We start from the raw sequence: 15,700 nt of genomic DNA on the forward strand, positions 1-15,700 counted from the left end.
CAGTATCTAGTCATCCGAGCCGTGGCGCCGGTCGTACTCCGCGAAGGCCTCCGCCCGCTCCCGCTCGATCTTGCGCCCGAGGCCGTACGCCGAGCCCCAGAGCAGGGCGAACAGGCCCCCGACGACGAACATCATGGGGGCCAGGAAGCCCAGCGCGATGGCCGCGACCTGGACCGCGTGACCGACGTAGTAGCCCGACTCGCGGCGCAGCATCCCGGCCGCCAGCACGCTGACGACGGCCAGGCCGAGGCCCAGGGAGAGCGCCAGCGCCGCGTCCACCTCGGAGATGGTGATCATGACCGGGGTGGACAGCGCGATCGCGATCGCCTCCAGGGTGAGCACCGCCGCGCACATGCCCCGGCGCGGCGACTTCTCCCGCTCCGGGTCGACCGGGGCCGGGGCGTCGGCCGGGTCCGCGGCGCTCACTTGCGGCCGCCGAGCAGCAGCCGGGCCTCGCCCACCGTGACGACCGAGCCGGTGACCAGCACCGCCCCCGAGCTGAGGGCGTCGCTGCCGGCCGACTCCGCGCGGGCGGCCGCCTCGTCGATCGCGTCCGCCAGCACCGGTACGACGGACACGCGGTCCTCCCCGAAGACCTCCCGCGCGACGACCGCGAGCTGGTCGGCGGGCAGGGCGCGGGCGGTGGCGTTCTGGGTGACGACGACGTGCGCGAGGTGCGGCTCGAAGGCGGCGAGCAGGCCTTCGGCGTCCTTGTCGCCCATCACGCCGATGACGCCGATCAGCGGGTCGAACTGGAAGGAGTCGTCGAGCGCGGTGGCGACCGCCTCCGCGCCGTGCGGGTTGTGGGCGGCGTCGAGGACGATCGTGGGGCTGCGGCGCACGATCTCCAGGCGGCCCGGCGAGGTGATCTCGGCGAAGGCCCCGCGGACGATGTCGTCCCCCAGCGGCTCCTCGCCTCCGACGAAGGCCTCGACGGCGGCGAGCGCGGCGACGGCGTTCTGCGCCTGGTGGGCACCGTAGAGCGGGAGGAAGACGTCGTCGTACCGGCCCCGGAGACCCTGGAGGGTGACCGCCTGGCCGCCGACCGCGGGCACCCGGGCGACCACACCGAACTCCAGGCCCTCGCGGGCGACGGTCGCGCCGACCTCGGCCGCGCGCTCCAGGAGCACCGCGGCGACGTCGGCGGACTGCTGGGCGAGGATCGCGACCGAGCCCGCCTTGATGATGCCGGCCTTCTCGCGGGCGATCTCGACGGGCGTGCCGCCCAGGTAGCTGGCGTGGTCGACCGCGATCGGGGTGACCACGGCGACGTCGGCGTCGATGACGTTGGTGGCGTCCCACGACCCGCCCATCCCGACCTCGACCACGGCGACGTCGACCGGGGCGTCGGCGAAGGCGGCGTAGGCCATCCCCACGACCGTCTCGAAGAAGCTCAGCGGGTGGGCCTCGGCCTGGTCCACGAGATGGGTGTACGGCGCCACGTCGTTGAACGCCCGCACGAACGCCTCGTCGTCGAGCGGCTCGCCGTCGATGCTGATCCGCTCGCTCATCTTCTCCACGTGCGGGCTGGTGAAGCGCCCGGTGCGCAGGTCGAGCGCGCGCAGCAGGGCGTCGATCATCCGTGACGTGGACGTCTTGCCGTTGGTGCCGGTGAGGTGGATCGAGCGGTAGGAGCGCTGCGGGTCGCCGAGCAGCTCGGTGAACGCTCGGATCCGGTCGAGCGAGGGCTCCAGCCGGGTCTCGGGCCAGCGGGACAGCAGGGCGTCCTCGGCCTCGGCGAAGGTCTGGGCAGGTCGCGCAACAGGCTCACTCATGGCGTCGCTGAGTCTAGGCTGTGCTCGGGGGAGGGAGTGAAAGCATGGGAGCCCGCGGACTCGCGGCCGCGCTCGTCGTGGTCGCGCTGACGCTGTCGGCGTGCAGCGACGGCGACAGCGCGCCTGCCGCCGCGCCTTCGGCCTCCTCGAGCACCGAGGCACCGCTGATCCCGGAGCCGACCGCCGTACCGACCACGTTGCCGAGCGACCTCGCGGCCGGGGAGATGCAGGACCTGGCCCAGCTCGCCGAGCGGCTCGCCCAGAAGCTGCCCGCCCAGGCCCGCCCGGCCCCGGTCCGGATGGCGCCCGGGAGCACCGACTGGCGGATCGGCGCGGCGTACTGGGGCTATTTCGCCGACCCCGACATCGTGCGCCACGGCAACCAGTGGTTCGCCTACGCCACCAACACCTCCCACCTGCGCCTGCCCACCCTGGTCTCCCGCGACCTGCGGACCTGGACCCCGCTGACCGACGCCCGCGGCGCCCGGGTCGACCCGCTGCAGCCGGCGTCCTGGGTGAGCGCGCGCAACGGCGGGCAGAGCCTGTGGGCGCCGGGGGTCGACAAGATCGGCAACGGCTGGACGGCGGCGTACGCCGCGCCCGCGGGCACGACCGGCGGCGAGCGGCACAACTGCATCGGCCTGTCCCGTGCCTCCTCCCCCGCCGGTCCGTTCCGCCCGGTGGGTGAGCCGCTCTGCTACGGCCAGGCCCAGCTCGGCGTCATCGACCCGGACGTCTTCGTCGACAGCGCCGGCGTGCCGTGGTTGCTATGGAAGTTCTCCGGGATCGTCCGCGGCCGGCCCGCCGGGCTCTTCATCCGCCAGCTCAACCGCCAGGGCACCGGCTTCCAGGAGGGCTCGCGCACCGTCGAGCTGCTCACCCTGGTCCGCGGCTGGGAGGGCATCACGATCGAGAACCCCAGCATGGTCCAGTTCCGCGGGGTGACCTATCTCTTCTACTCCGGCAACGACTACCGCGACGCCCGCTACGCCACCGGCTACGCCATCTGCGCCGGGCCGGAGGGGCCGTGCGTGCGGCAGAACCACGGCGCCCCGCTGCTCTCCACCGCCTCCACCGGCAACCTGGGCCCGGGCGGCGCGAGCGCGTTCGTGGACGGGAAGTCGCTGCGGTTGGTCTACCACGCCTGGGACCGGCTGCCGGGCGGGATGCGCCGGCTGCACGTCGCCGGGCTGTGGCAGCGTCCGGACGGCACGCTCGAGGTCGTCGACCCGGGCTGAGCCGGCCCGGTCAGGCCGAGCGGGCGTACTCCCCCGGTGTCACCCCGAGCATCCGCCGGAAGTGCCGGTGGAGGTGGGCCTGGTCGTGGAAGCCGACCCGGGCAGCGACGTCCGCGGGCCGCTCGCCGCCCAGCAGGGCACGCCGGGCGGCGTCGATCCGGCGGCCGACGAGGTAGCGGTGCGGCGGGACGCCGACCTCGGCCCGGAACACCCGGACCAGGTACGCCGGGTCGGCTCCCAGCACGCGGGCCGCCTCGGCGAGGGTGACCCCCTCCACGACCCGTGCGTCGAGCAGCTCCCGCAGCCGCCGGGCCAGCCCCGGCGCGCGGTCGGCGGCGGCCGGCGCGAGCCGCGCCGCGCGCCGGCCGAGCCGCTCGCCGAGCAGCGCGACACCGGACTCGGCCGCCAGCTCGTCGCCGGGGTGGGCGAGCACCCGGTGCACCCGGTCCACCGCCCGCCACAGCACCGGGTCACCGACGTCCGGGTCGTCCACCCACGGCCCCACCCGCTCGGCGTCGATCCGGTCCGCGTCCAGGTAGAGCACCCGCTTGCGGAAGCCACCGGCCTCGACGCTGCGTCCGTCGTGCGCGACGTGCGGCGGCAGCACGGTCACCCGGGCGCGGGTGGTCGCCCGCTCGTGCCGGCCCAGGTCGTAGCGCACGGTGCCCTCGTCGACGAGCAGCACGGTCCAGGTGTCGTGGGTGTGCGCGGGGTAGGCGTGCTCCGGGAAGGACCCGTGCAGGACCTCGGCCAGCCCGGGCACCTCGGGCCGCCAGGCCCGGATCCGCGGTCGGCTCGCCATGTCAGGAACGTACAAGACCGCACCCGCCGTGCCCGCCCACGATGGGCGGGTGACCGAGATCCTCACGCCACCGTTCGACACCAAGATCGCCGTCGCCGTGCGCGACGACCTGCTCACCTGGCAGCGGCTGAACGTCACCGCCTTCCTCACCAGCGGGATCGCGGCTGCCCATCCGCAGCTGGTCGGCGCGCCCTACGCCGACGCCGACGGCTCGTCGTACCTGCCGCTGCTGGGGATGCCGGTGCTCGTCTTCGAGGCCTCGGCCGCGGTGCTGGCGGCCGCGCGGGAGCGGGCCGCCCGCCGCGGGCTGCCGTTGGCGCTCTACACCGCCGACATGTTCCGGACCGGCTACGACGAGGCCAACCGCGCCGCGGTCGCCGCCGTCGCCGCCGCCGACCTGGACCTGGTCGGGGTCGCGCTGCACGGTCCGCGCAACGCCGTCGACAAGGTGCTCAAGGGCGCGGCGCTGCACCCGTGACGCGCTCGACGTGCATCCGCAGCCAGCCCGCGACCTGCCGCATCGTCGGCTCGGCGGCGTCGAACACCGAGGCGTGCCGCCAGTAGCCGTGCAGCTGTCCCAGGTAGCGGGTGCCGACGACCTCGACGCCCGCCTCGGCGAGCAGCAGCACCAGGTGCTCGCCCTCGTCGCGCAGCGGGTCGTGCTCGGCGGTGGTGACCAGGGTCGGCGGGAGCGTCGCGAGCCGGTCGGAGAGCAACGGCGCCAGGTCGGGGTCGGTGAGGTCGGCGGGCGAGGCGGCATACTGCTGCCAGTACCAGGCCGCCTCGCTCGGGTCGAAGCCCGCCGCCGCGCTGGTGTAGGAGTCGAAGGACGCCGTCGGGTCCAGGAACGGGTAGACCAGCGCGACCCCGGCGAACCGGCCGGGGTGGCGCAGCGCGGTGACCAGGGCGAGGTTGCCGCCGGCGCTGTCCCCGTGCGCGAACGTCGGGAGGCCGGCGAGCTCCGGCTGCGTGTCCAGCCAGGCGACCGCGGCGCCGACGTCGTCGGGCGCGGCCGGGAACGGGTGCTCCGGTGGGCGGCGGTAGTCCACGCTCAGCACAGCGGTCCGGGCGATGGTGGCGAACCGGCGCACCGCGGCGTCGTGGACCTCCACGTCGTTGAGGACGAAGCCGCCGCCGTGGGCGTGGACGACCACCGCGTCGTAGCCCTCGGGGAGGTAGAGCCGGGCCGGCGCCCCGCCCGCGTCCACGTCGCGCACCTGCGCGACCGGCACCTTCTCCTGGCCGGCCGCGGCCTCCCGGTCGGCGGCGCGGGCCGCGACGACGTCGAAGGTGGGGTCGGTGACGGGCAGCGCGCCGGCGGCGTTCTCGACCGCGCGGCGGGCCTGGGGGGGCAGAGCCATGCGAGCAGGCTAGGAGGTCACCCGATGTCGATCTGCACCGTGTCGACGACCGCTTCGTAGCCGAGCGCCTGGTAGAGCCGGTTCGAGGTCGGGTTGGCCTGGTCGGTGAAGAGCACCGGACGCTCCCCGCGCGCCAGCACCCGGCGCGAGACCTCCGCGACCGCCGCCCCCGCCCAGCCCCGGCCGCGCTCGGCGGCAGGGGTGTAGACGGGACCGATCCGCACCACGCCGTACGACGGCGGGTTGGCCGCGACCAGGTGGACCGGCCGGTCGTCCTCGTCGGCCCACAGCCACAGGGTGCCCTCGTCACGCTTGCGTCGCACGTCGTCGATGCCGAAGGAGTCCGCCTCGCCGCTGTGCCCGCTCGCGCGCCCCGCCTGCTCGTCGGCGTCGGCGAAGAACCGGCGGATCCAAGCCAGCGCCAGCTCGTCCTCGTCCGCACGCGTCTCGCGCAGGCCGCCGGGCACGGTCCGCGGCTCGACGAGGGTCCGCAGCTCGAAGAGCCGGAAGTGCAGGCGCACGTCGAGCTCCGCGCCGCGCGCGGCGGCCACCGCCTCGGCGAAGACGTCGGATGCCGGGCGCAGCCCGTTGACCCCACCGATCTCCGCACCACGGGCCAGCGCCGCCTCGGCGAGCGCGACGGCCGCCTCGTCCGTCATCGCCATCAGGTACGGCGCCCACGGCGCGAAGGGCATCGTCCGCATCGCCATCCCGGCGTTCTCGCCGTCCGGGCCGGTCACCAGCGCGAACCACTGGTCCGGCAGCCCGGGCGGGAACCCGTGCTCGGCCACCCGGTGGGCGTTCGTCGCGAGCACCGTGCCGGTGACCGGGTCGGCGGCCAGCGCGGCACCGGCCCGCGCCAGGAAGGCCTCCGGGTCGTCGGTGAACCAGACGTCGTACGCATCACCCATGCGGAGATGGTGGTCGACCCGGCGGCCCGGCTCAACCGGATATCAGCGCGACTCCAGCGCCAGCCGCCCGCGCCAGGTCGACCAGGCCATGAGGAGCAGGTAGGCCACGCCGGCGTACTTGAGGACCGCGAAGGCCACCCCGCTCGCGTGCAGCAGGGCGGCGAGCTCACCCCTCCAGCCTCGCGAGCTCCTCCTCCACGATCGCCGTGTCCAGCTTGGTGAAGACGGGCGTGGGCTTGGCGACGGGCGTGCCGACGGCGACCGGGTGCCGCTGCCAGGACGGGAAGCCGGCGTAGTCGCCGGTGATGATCGGGTACGAGCGGCTGGCGTCGTCGAGGTCGGTGACCTCCTCGATGCGCGGCATCGGGGCGATCGCGCCGGCGCCACCGAAGGCCCTGTCGACCTCGTTCGCCGAGAACGGCAGGAACGGGCTGAGCACCAGGTTGAGGTCCGCCACGCACTGGGCCATCACGTGCAGGACCGTGCCGAGGCGCTCGGGGTCATCCTTGATCTTCCACGGCTCGGTGTCGGAGACGTACTTGTTGACCTCGGCCACCGCGCGCATCGCCTCGCCGATCGCCTGCTTCTGCCGGTGCCGGCCGATCAGGTCGCCGACCGTGCCGAAGGCCGCCTCGGTGGCATCGAGCACGGCCTGGTCGTCGGCGGTCAGCGCCGCGGCCGCCGGGATCTCGCCGAAGTTCTTCGCGATCAGGTTGGCGGTGCGGTTGACCAGGTTGCCCCAGCCGGCCACCAGCTCGTCGTTGGTACGACGCACGAACTCGGCCCAGGTGAAGTCGGAGTCCTGGTTCTCCGGACCCGCGGCCGCGACGAAGTAGCGGAACGCGTCCGGCTGGTAGCGCGCGAGCAGGTCGCGGACGTAGATCACGATCTTCTTCGACGAGGAGAACTTCTTGCCCTCCATCGTCAGGAACTCGCTGGAGACCACCTCGGTCGGCAGGTTCAGCTCGCCGTACTCCCGCGGCGAGCCGCCCTTGTCGCCCTTGCCGGCGTAGGCGAGCAGCTCGGCCGGCCAGATCTGGGAGTGGAAGGTGATGTTGTCCTTGCCCATGAAGTAGTAGGACTCGGCGGTCCCGGTCCCTGAGCCTGTCGAAGGGTTCCACCAGTCGCGCCAGGCGTCCGGGTCCCCGGAGCGGCGCGCCCACTCGATCGACGCCGAGAGGTAGCCGATGACGGCGTCGAACCAGACGTAGAGCTTCTTCGTGGGGTTCTCCCGCCACCCGTCGAGCGGCACGGCGATGCCCCAGTCGATGTCGCGGGTCATCGCCCGCGGCCGGATCTCCTCCAGGATGTTCTTGGAGAAGCGGATCACGTTCGGCCGCCACAGGCCGGTCGCCTCGCGCTCGTCGAGCCACACCTGCAGCGCGTCGGCGAGCGCCGGCAGGTCGAGGAAGAAGTGCTGGGTCTCGATGAACTCCGGCGTCTCGCCGTTGATCTTCGAGCGGGGGTCGATCAGGTCGTGCGGGTCGAGCTGGTTGCCGCAGTTGTCGCACTGGTCGCCGCGCGCGCCGTCGTAGCCGCAGATCGGGCAGGTGCCCTCGATGTAGCGGTCCGGGAGCGTCCGCCCGGTCGAGGGCGAGATCGCGCCGTAGGTCGTCTGCTCGACGAAGTAGCCGTTCTCGTAGACACCGAGGAAGAGCTCCTGCACGACCGCGTGGTGGTTGCGGGTCGTGGTGCGGGTGTAGAGGTCGTAGCTGATGCCCAGCCCGACCAGGTCCTGCGCGATCAGCCGGTGGTTCTGGTCGGCGAGCTCCTGCGGGGTCAGCCCGGCCTCGTCGGCGGCGATCAGGATCGGGGTGCCGTGCTCGTCGGAGCCGGAGACCATCAGGACGTCGTTGCCCGCCATCCGCTGGTAGCGGCTGAACACGTCGGAGGGCACGCCGAAACCGGCCACGTGGCCGATGTGGCGCGGGCCGTTGGCGTACGGCCAGGCGACAGCGGAGAGGACATGCGTCATGGAGCGAATCCTATTGACCTTCGCACCCCGGCGGGTCAGGAGGCACCAGCGCTGACCAGGCGGCCAGCGTGGGAATCCCGCCCGCCGGAGCGGAGGGAGCGAGGGACGAGCGACGCGCTCGGCCCATCGACTCAGGAGAAATCGAGGTCCCCGGTGCGGGTGCGCTTGAGCTCGTAGAAGTACGGGAACGCCGCGACCGCGACGGTGCCGTCCCAGAGCCGGCCGGCGTCCTCGCCACGCGGGATCTTCGAGAGCACCGGGCCGAAGAAGGCCGAGCCGTTGACGTGGATGGTGGGCGTGCCGACGTCGTCGCCGACCGCGTCCATGCCCTCGTGGTGCGAGCGCGCCACCGCCTCGTCGTACGACGGGTCGGTGGCCGCCTCGACGAGGGAGGCGTCCAGGCCGGTCTCCTCCAGCACCTCCGCGATCAGCGCGAGGCCGCCGTCGGGCTGCTCGTGCAGCTTGCGGCCGTCGAGGTGGATCCGCTGGCCGAAGGCGTCGTACATCGGGCGGAGGACCTGCTCGCCGTACTTGTCCTGGGCGGCGAGGAGCACCCGGACCGGGCCCCAGGCGGGCGCCAGGATCTCGCGGTAGCCCTCCGGGATGTCCCGGTCCTTGTTGAGGTAGGCCAGGCTCATCACGTGCCAGTGCACCTCGACGTCGCGCACCTGCTCGACCTCGAGGATCCAGCGGGACGTGATCCAGGCGAACGGGCAGAGCGGGTCGAACCAGAGGTCCGCGCGGTTCTTGGTCATGACCGGACAACTCCCGGGCGGCGGCGGGTTGTTCCCGCCGCCGCCCGAGAAGTCACTTGACGACGACCGTGCCGTTCCAGCGCTTGGCCAGCGCCACGGTGCTGCCGCGGAAGTAGACCCGCACGTCGCGGCTGCCGGCGGCGAGGTCGGCGATGGTCACCCGGGCGTTGCCGTTGACGAGCTGGACGCTCTTCGTGTGCCGGCCGACGGTGACGTCGACCCAGCCGACGACCGGGTTGGCACCCGGCGCGGTGACCCGGAGCGAGACCAGTGCGGAGCGCTTGAGGCCGATCGGGGTGACGGCGACGGTCGGGACTGCCTGGGTCCGCAGGGCGGCGCCCGCCACCTGGGTGGCCGGGATGTAGCGCGACTTGCTGAGCGTGGTGCGCACGGTCAGCACGCGGCCCACGTCGGCGGCGGTCTGGACGTAGCGGATGCCGGTCGCGCCCGGGATCGGCACGCCGTTGCGCAGCCACTGGTACGACGCGGCGACGGTCACCGGGTCGTAGGTGCCCGGCACGGCGAGCACCTGGTAGCCGACCCGGCGGGTGCCGGTGACGGTCACCGGCTTGGCCACGGTGATCTTGCCGGCGAGCACCGGCCCGGCCTTCGCGGTGGCGGGTGCCGTCGCGTCGTTGTAGCCGGCCTTGCGGGCCACGGCGACGACCTTGATCGTCTTGCCGTCGTAGGTCGGGGTGAGGGCGAGCGTCGGGCCGCCGTTGGCGCGGATGCGGACGTCGTCGGCGTACCAGCGCCACTCGATGGCGGTGCCGGCGACGTTCCAGCGGCCGGCGGTCGCGGTGAGGGTGCCGTCGACGAACGGCTCGCCCGAGAGCACCGGCGGCTCGCTGGGCGTGATCACCCCGGGGGCGACGGCCTTGGTGGCCTTGGAGGTGACGGTGACCGCCTTGTAGCCGACCCGGTTGCCGGTGACCTTCGCCGCGATCGTCTTGCCGAGCAGGTCCGGCGTCACGGCGAGGCGCAGGCCGGTGCGACCGGGCAGCGCGACCCCGTTGGCGACCCACTGGACGCTGCGCGCCGCGGTCGGGCTCCACGTGCCGGGGTTGGCCTGGAGGACGGTGCCGACCTGCGCGGTGCCGCTCACGGCGGGCGCGACGGTCGTGGTCAGCTGCTTCTTGTCGGTGAAGTGGATGAAGCCGGTGGGCCAGCGGCCGCTGTCCTTGGTGATCCGGCGCCAGTGGAAGGTGCCGCCCCAGCTGTCCATCGAGATGATGATCTCGTTGGACGACACGACCCGCTCGACGTAGCCGACGTGGCCGGCCGAGCCGCTGCCGTTGCTGTAGCGGCCCCACCAGGCGACCGACCCGACGCTGGGCACCTGGTCGGTGATCGACTTCATCTGCAAGCCCCACTCGCTCGCGTTGCCGCCGCCGACCCAGGGCCGGGTGGTGGACATGCCGGCCTTGATCATCCGGTAGGCCACGTAGTTGGTGCAGTTGTGACCGGCGTACATGTTCCAGTACATCCGGCCGCTCACGGCGCCGTAGCCGGCGTCGGAGTAGCCCGCGCTGTTGCATCCGCTCCAACCACTGCAGAGATCGGTCACCCCTGCCGATCGGTGGACAGGGACCTCGACCCGTCCCGCGATCCCGGTGAGGACCAAGAGGGTCGCGAACAGGGCGCTGGCGACGACGGACGTCCCCCAGCGCATGACTCCAGCCCGGTTGCGCATGTCGAACACCATCGGCCACATCGACCCCACGACGCAACAAAAACCCCGAAAAACTCATGAATCACTGGCGTGTCGGGTTGACTTTTCAAAGTTACACCGTTGTGATTCGCGCCCACCGATCCCGGGTTGTCTGACAATGCGGCGCGGATGCAAGGATGGCGGACATGCCCGGCACCAACCTCACCCGCGACGAGGCGGCCACCCGCGCCGCCCTCGTCGACGTGACCTCGTACGCCGTCGACCTCGACCTCAGCGACGCGACCCGCGCCGGTGTCGAGACCTTCGGCTCCACCACCACCCTGCGCTTCACCTGCCGCCAGCCCGGCAGCAGCACCTTCGCCGACCTGGTCGACGCGACGGTGCACGAGATCACCCTCAACGGCGTGGCCCTCGACCCCGCGACGGCGTACGCCGACAGCCGGATCGCGCTGCCCGACCTGCAGGCCGACAACGTCCTGGTGGTGCGGGCCGACTGCACCTACTCCCACACCGGCGAGGGGCTGCACCACTTCGTCGACCCCGCCGACGGCCGGGTCTACCTCTACTCCCAGTTCGAGGTCCCCGACGCGCGCCGGGTGTTCACCACCTTCGAGCAGCCCGACCTCAAGGCGCCCTTCACCTTCACCGTGACCGCGCCCGCGCACTGGAAGGTCGTCTCGAACGCCCCGACGCCCGAGCCGACGCCGGTGGGGGTCTCGACAGGCTCGACCAGCGGGGAGACCGAGGTGGCGGTGTGGAGCTTCCCGCCGACCAAGCCGATGTCGACGTACATCACCGCGATCGTCGCCGGTGACTACTACGAGGTGCAGGACGTCTACGAGGGCGCGCACGGCACGATCCCGCTCGGCCACTACTCGCGCCAGTCGCTCAAGGAGTACCTCGAGCGCGACCGCGAGGAGATCGTCACCCTGACCAAGCAGGGCTTCGCCTTCTTCGAGGACGCCTTCGGCTACCCCTACCCGTTCGGCAAGTACGACCAGCTCTACGTGCCGGAGTACAACATGGGCGCGATGGAGAACGCCGGCTGCGTGACCCTGCGCGACGAGTACCTCCCCCGCTCGCGCCAGCCGCGCTCGTTCTACGAGTTCCGCGCCTCGGTGATCCTGCACGAGATGGCGCACATGTGGTTCGGCGACCTCGTCACCATGAAGTGGTGGGACGACCTGTGGCTCAACGAGTCGTTCGCCGAGTGGGCCTGCTACCACGCCGAGGCCCTCGCCACGTCGTACGACGACGCGTGGACCGGCTTCACCAACGCCCGCAAGCAGACCGGCTACCGCGCCGACTCGCTGCCCTCGACGCACCCGATCGCCGCGGACAACTTCGACCTGCACGCGGTCGAGGTCAACTTCGACATGATCACCTACGCCAAGGGCGCGGCGGTGCTTAAGCAGCTGGTCGCCTGGGTCGGGCTGGAGCCCTTCCTGGCCGGGCTCAAGCAGTACTTCCACGACCACGAGTTCGGCAACACCGAGTTCACCGACCTGCTCACCGCCCTGGAGAAGGCGTCCGGGCGTGAGCTCAGCGGCTGGGCGCAGGAGTGGCTCCAGACCGCCGGCACCAACACCCTCTCCCCCGCCTTCGAGCTGACCGAGCAGGGCACCTACGCCTCCTTCGCCATCGAGCAGGCGGCGCCGGAGGAGCACCCGACGCTGCGCCGCCACCGGGTCGGCATCGGCTTCTACAACACCGTCGAGGGCCGCCTGGTCCGCACCGACTCCGTCGAGGTCGACGTCGAGGGGGCCCGCACCGAGCTGCCCGAGCTCGTCGGCAAGGCGCAGCCGGAGCTGCTGCTGCTCAACGACCAGGACCTGGCGTTCGCCAAGATCCGTCTCGACGAGCACTCGCGGGCGACCGCGACCGCGCGGCTCTCGGACCTCGACGACTCGCTGGCCCGGGCGCTGGTGTGGAGCGCGGCCTGGGACATGACCCGCGACGCCGAGCTCTCCGCGACCGACTACGTCGAGCTGGTGCTCGGCAACATCGGGAGCGAGACCGACGCCTGGGGCGTCAGCCGGATCCCGGTCTACGCCGCCCAGGCGGTCGCGCTCTACAGCGACCCCGCCACCCGCGCCGACCTCGCCGCACGCTGGGAGCAGGGCCTGCGGGCACTGCTCGAGGCCGCCGAGCCGGGCACCGACCACCAGCTCACCTTCGCCCGGTCCTTCGCCGCGGCCGCGCACAGCGACGCCGCGGTGGCCGACCTCGAGGGCCTCCTCGACGGCTCGCTCGTCCTCGACGGCCTCGCCGTCGACCAGGACCTGCGCTGGGCGCTGCTCACCGCGCTGGCCCGTGCCGGCAAGGCCGACGACGCCCGGATCGACGCCGAGCTGGCCGGGGACAACACCATCTCCGGGCAGGAGAAGTCCGCCGCCGCGCGCGCCGCGATGGGCACGCCGGAGGCCAAGGAGCGCGCCTGGAGCCAGGCCCTGCTCGACCCGTCGATCCCCAACGAGACCCAGCGCAGCGTGGTCCTGGCGTTCTGGCAGTCCGGCCAGGCCGAGGTCCTCGCGCCGTACGTCGAGCGCTACCTCGCCGAGGTCGCCGGCACCTGGGAGCGCCTCGGCGCCCACAAGGCCTCGGTCGCGCTGGAGTTCATCTTCCCGCGCCTGGTCTCCACCCCGGAGACCCTGGACACGGTCGACGCCTGGCTCGCCGCGAACGCGGACACGGTCAACCCGGGCGCGGTGCGCTACGTGCGCGAGGGCCGGGCCGACGTGGCCCGGGCGCTGGCCGCCCAGGCTCGCGACGCCCAGCGCTGAGCCGCACCCCGGACGCAGCACGGCCCGGCACCCCTCGGGGTGCCGGGCCGTCGTGCGTGCGGGGGGTGCTCAGTCCTTGGCGAACTCGCCGAGCAGCTCGATGCCGCGGGTCAGGCCACCGGCCAGGTCACCACCGGCGAAGCGCTCGGTCATCGCGGCGACCGCCTGCGCCGACTCGTCGTCGGTGAGCAGCTGGCGGGTGTGACCGCCCGTGACGATCTCGACGACCCGGCGGGCCGGGTCGACCATGACCAGGATGCTGCGCGAGGGCAGCACCAGGGTGTTGTGCAGGCTGGTCGCGAAGTCGCGCGGGTCGCCGGCGACGGGACCGACGAACACCGAGATCTCGGCGCGGCAGCGCTGCTCGGCGGTGCGGATCGTGACGTCGAGGGCCGCGCGCTCGGTGGCGGTGAGAGCCGTGCTGCTCATCGCGGGCTACCAGCTGCCGCCGGCGCCGCCGGCCTTGGAGTCCTCGGAGTCCGGCGCGGCCAGCTCACCGGCCGCCTTGCGCGGGCCGCCGAGCCACTGGCTCTCGGGCTCCAGCGCGTTGACGCTGAGGTTCTCGCCGCGGGCCAGGGCCGGCGCGACGTAGAGCAGGATGATGACCACGAACACCAGCAGCGGGATGCCGCCGAGCACCAGCCAGGCGTGCAGCACGTCGATGTCCGGCTTGGGCTCCCAGCTGCCCGGGCGGGGCTCCGGGGTGTCCGCGGACGCCGAGCCGGCGCCGGCCACGAGGAGCACCCCGCTCGCGGCGAGGAGGGAGCACAGAGCGAGGACGCGTCGTACAGCGGTGGTCACGGACAGGAGGATATCGGCTCACGCGCCCGCGGGGGCAGGTGGTGGCCGGTGAACGTCTCACCGGCACTTTGGGACACTGTCCGGATGCTTGCCCAACTCCTGACGGCAACAGAAGACACCAACCCCTGCGCCGACGGCGAGCGCGTGTGCCAGGTGACCTGGGACATCACCGGGAACCGCCGCCTCGCCGAGTGGTCGGACGTGCTGATCGGCAAGCCGCTGGCGATCATCGGCCTGGTCCTGCTCGGCCTGGTCGCCCGCTGGCTGCTGCACCGGCTCATCGACCGGGTCGCCGCCCGCGCCGAGCGCGGGGTGCTGCCCGAGCGGGTCGAGTCCGCGGTCGCGGCCCGCCGCAAGCAGCGCGCGGCCACGATGGCCGGGCTGCTCAAGAGCATCGTCACCTTCGTGATCGTCGCGATCATCGGCACGATGGTCCTCAGCGAGCTCGGCGTCGACATCGCCCCGATCATCGCCAGCGCCGGCATCATCGGCATCGCGCTCGGCTTCGGCGCCCAGTCCCTCGTCAAGGACTTCCTGGCCGGCATCTTCGTCTTCATCGAGGACCAGTACGGCGTGGGCGACGTCGTCGACGTCGGCGAGGCCAACGGCACGGTCGAGGCCGTCACGCTGCGGATGACGCGGCTGCGCGACCTCGACGGCACGGTCTGGTACGTCCCCAACGGCGCCATCCAGCGGGTCGGCAACAAGAGCCAGAACTGGTCGCGGGCCGTCGTCGACGTCGGTGTCGGCTACGGCGAGGACCTGGCCCGGGTGCAGCGGGTGCTGCGCGACGTGGCGCACGACCTGTGGGACGACGAGGACTTCAAGAACGTCATCATCGAGGAGCCGGAGGTCACCGGCGTGGAGATGCTGACCCCCGACGCCATCACCATCCGGGTGCTGGTGAAGACCGCGCCGTTGGAGCAGTGGGCGGTCGCCCGCGCGCTGCGGCAGCGGATCAAGGCCCGCTTCGACCACGAGGGCATCGAGATCCCGTTCGCCCAGCGGGTGGTGTGGCACCGCGAGGACCGCCGGCAGGAGGAGTCCGGCCCGCCCGGGCAGCCGACGGCCGGGCCCCCGTCGGCCGCCACCGACACCGAGGGATGATGGCCGGGTGAGCGAGGAGACCACCTTCTACGAGGAGATCGGCGGGTTCGAGACCTTCCGGCGCATCGTGGCCCGCTTCTACGAGGGGGTCGCCGCCGACGAGGTGCTGCGGCCGATGTACCCCGAGGCGGACCTGGGCCCGGCAGAGGAGCGCTTCCTGCACTTCCTGGTGCAGTACTGGGGCGGCCCGACGACGTACTCCGCCCAGCGCGGGCACCCCCGGCTGCGGATGCGGCACGCGCCGTTCGCGGTCGACCTGGACGCCCGCGACCGCTGGCTCACCCACTTCCGGGCCGGGCTCGACAGCGTCGAGCTGACCCCGGAGCAGGACGCGCGCTTCTGGGAGTACGTCACCCATGCCGCCAACTTCATGGTGAACACCGCCGGCTGATCCGCCGCGATCACGCCGAACGGGTGCGCCGGAAAAACTTTCCGGCGAGGATGTAACGCACCGCCGACCTCGTGACAGGTACTGCACGAGGGGACACCCTCCCGTCGTGACCGGGCCCGGTCACCGCGG

General features: G+C 72.6%; 15 protein-coding genes. 5 read left to right on the forward strand and 10 right to left on the reverse strand.

All coding sequences use genetic code 11. The features are described 5' to 3' along the window. Positions 1-6 precede the first annotated feature (6 nt). Both MRBLML1_RS08075 and folC read right to left on the reverse strand, forming a co-directional pair. A complete protein-coding gene (locus MRBLML1_RS08075) occupies positions 7-426 on the reverse strand; it encodes a DUF4233 domain-containing protein (protein WP_364514025.1) in 420 nt (139 codons plus the stop codon). Next, positions 423-1,775, reverse strand: coding sequence for a bifunctional tetrahydrofolate synthase/dihydrofolate synthase (gene folC, locus MRBLML1_RS08080; protein WP_364514028.1), 1,353 nt, complete (start codon positions 1,773-1,775; stop codon positions 423-425). Before folC ends, MRBLML1_RS08075 begins: the two co-directional genes overlap by 4 nt. Positions 1,776-1,819: 44 nt before the next feature. Between folC and MRBLML1_RS08085 the strand changes: the two genes are divergently transcribed. Further along, positions 1,820-3,013: a glycoside hydrolase family 43 protein gene (locus MRBLML1_RS08085; RefSeq protein WP_364514031.1), complete on the forward strand. Its 1,194-nt coding sequence runs from the start codon at positions 1,820-1,822 to the stop codon at positions 3,011-3,013. A 10-nt stretch (positions 3,014-3,023) separates the two neighbouring features. On the opposite strand, the gene MRBLML1_RS08090 is transcribed toward MRBLML1_RS08085, so the two are convergent. Further along, the gene (locus MRBLML1_RS08090) at positions 3,024-3,815 is read right to left on the reverse strand and encodes a helix-turn-helix domain-containing protein (protein ID WP_364514034.1); all 792 of its coding nucleotides are present in this window, start codon (positions 3,813-3,815) and stop codon (positions 3,024-3,026) included. Between the two features lie 49 nt (positions 3,816-3,864). On the opposite strand from MRBLML1_RS08090, the gene MRBLML1_RS08095 reads away from it, so the two are divergent. Then, the gene (locus MRBLML1_RS08095) at positions 3,865-4,293 is read left to right on the forward strand and encodes a DUF2000 family protein (RefSeq protein WP_364514037.1); all 429 of its coding nucleotides are present in this window, start codon (positions 3,865-3,867) and stop codon (positions 4,291-4,293) included. On the opposite strand, the gene MRBLML1_RS08100 is transcribed toward MRBLML1_RS08095, so the two are convergent. The 5 genes from MRBLML1_RS08100 to MRBLML1_RS08120 all read right to left on the reverse strand — a co-directional run bounded on the left by MRBLML1_RS08100 (position 4,268) and on the right by MRBLML1_RS08120 (position 10,384). Beyond that, positions 4,268-5,176 carry an alpha/beta hydrolase gene (locus MRBLML1_RS08100; protein WP_364514040.1) on the reverse strand — a complete coding sequence of 303 codons (909 nt, stop codon included), beginning with the start codon at positions 5,174-5,176 and terminating at the stop codon, positions 4,268-4,270. The genes MRBLML1_RS08095 and MRBLML1_RS08100 overlap by 26 nt on opposite strands. A 17-nt stretch (positions 5,177-5,193) precedes the next feature. After that, the gene (locus tag MRBLML1_RS08105) at positions 5,194-6,087 is read right to left on the reverse strand and encodes a GNAT family N-acetyltransferase (protein ID WP_364514043.1); all 894 of its coding nucleotides are present in this window, start codon (positions 6,085-6,087) and stop codon (positions 5,194-5,196) included. A gap of 166 nt (positions 6,088-6,253) precedes the next feature. Then, entirely contained in the window at positions 6,254-8,062 is a 1,809-nt protein-coding gene (metG, locus tag MRBLML1_RS08110; protein WP_364514046.1) for a methionine--tRNA ligase, read from the reverse strand. 131 nt (positions 8,063-8,193) lie between these two features. Further along, positions 8,194-8,817: a disulfide bond formation protein DsbA gene (locus tag MRBLML1_RS08115; protein ID WP_364514049.1), complete on the reverse strand. Its 624-nt coding sequence runs from the start codon at positions 8,815-8,817 to the stop codon at positions 8,194-8,196. A 52-nt stretch (positions 8,818-8,869) separates the two neighbouring features. Then, the gene (locus MRBLML1_RS08120; protein WP_364514052.1) at positions 8,870-10,384 is read right to left on the reverse strand and encodes a CHAP domain-containing protein; all 1,515 of its coding nucleotides are present in this window, start codon (positions 10,382-10,384) and stop codon (positions 8,870-8,872) included. A gap of 290 nt (positions 10,385-10,674) precedes the next feature. Here MRBLML1_RS08120 and pepN point away from each other — a divergent pair, with 290 nt between their 5' ends. Then, positions 10,675-13,272, forward strand: a complete 2,598-nt coding sequence (gene pepN / locus MRBLML1_RS08125; RefSeq protein WP_364514055.1) for an aminopeptidase N — start codon at positions 10,675-10,677, stop codon at positions 13,270-13,272. Positions 13,273-13,341: 69 nt separating this feature from the next. Here pepN and MRBLML1_RS08130 read toward each other — a convergent pair whose 3' ends face one another. Together MRBLML1_RS08130 and MRBLML1_RS08135 are read right to left on the reverse strand one after the other, a co-directional pair. Then, positions 13,342-13,701, reverse strand: coding sequence for a DUF5130 family protein (locus MRBLML1_RS08130; RefSeq protein ID WP_364514058.1), 360 nt, complete (start codon positions 13,699-13,701; stop codon positions 13,342-13,344). A gap of 6 nt (positions 13,702-13,707) precedes the next feature. Next, the gene (locus MRBLML1_RS08135) at positions 13,708-14,073 is read right to left on the reverse strand and encodes a hypothetical protein (RefSeq protein ID WP_364514061.1); all 366 of its coding nucleotides are present in this window, start codon (positions 14,071-14,073) and stop codon (positions 13,708-13,710) included. 84 nt (positions 14,074-14,157) lie between these two features. On the opposite strand from MRBLML1_RS08135, the gene MRBLML1_RS08140 reads away from it, so the two are divergent. Together MRBLML1_RS08140 and MRBLML1_RS08145 are read left to right on the forward strand one after the other, a co-directional pair. Then, the gene (locus MRBLML1_RS08140; RefSeq protein ID WP_364514064.1) at positions 14,158-15,180 is read left to right on the forward strand and encodes a mechanosensitive ion channel family protein; all 1,023 of its coding nucleotides are present in this window, start codon (positions 14,158-14,160) and stop codon (positions 15,178-15,180) included. Between the two features lie 7 nt (positions 15,181-15,187). After that, positions 15,188-15,571, forward strand: coding sequence for a globin (locus MRBLML1_RS08145; RefSeq protein WP_364514067.1), 384 nt, complete (start codon positions 15,188-15,190; stop codon positions 15,569-15,571). The last annotated feature ends 129 nt before the right edge of the window (positions 15,572-15,700 follow it).

This window comes from Nocardioides sp. LML1-1-1.1, assembly GCF_040676175.1.
Lineage (GTDB): Bacteria > Actinomycetota > Actinomycetes > Propionibacteriales > Nocardioidaceae > Nocardioides.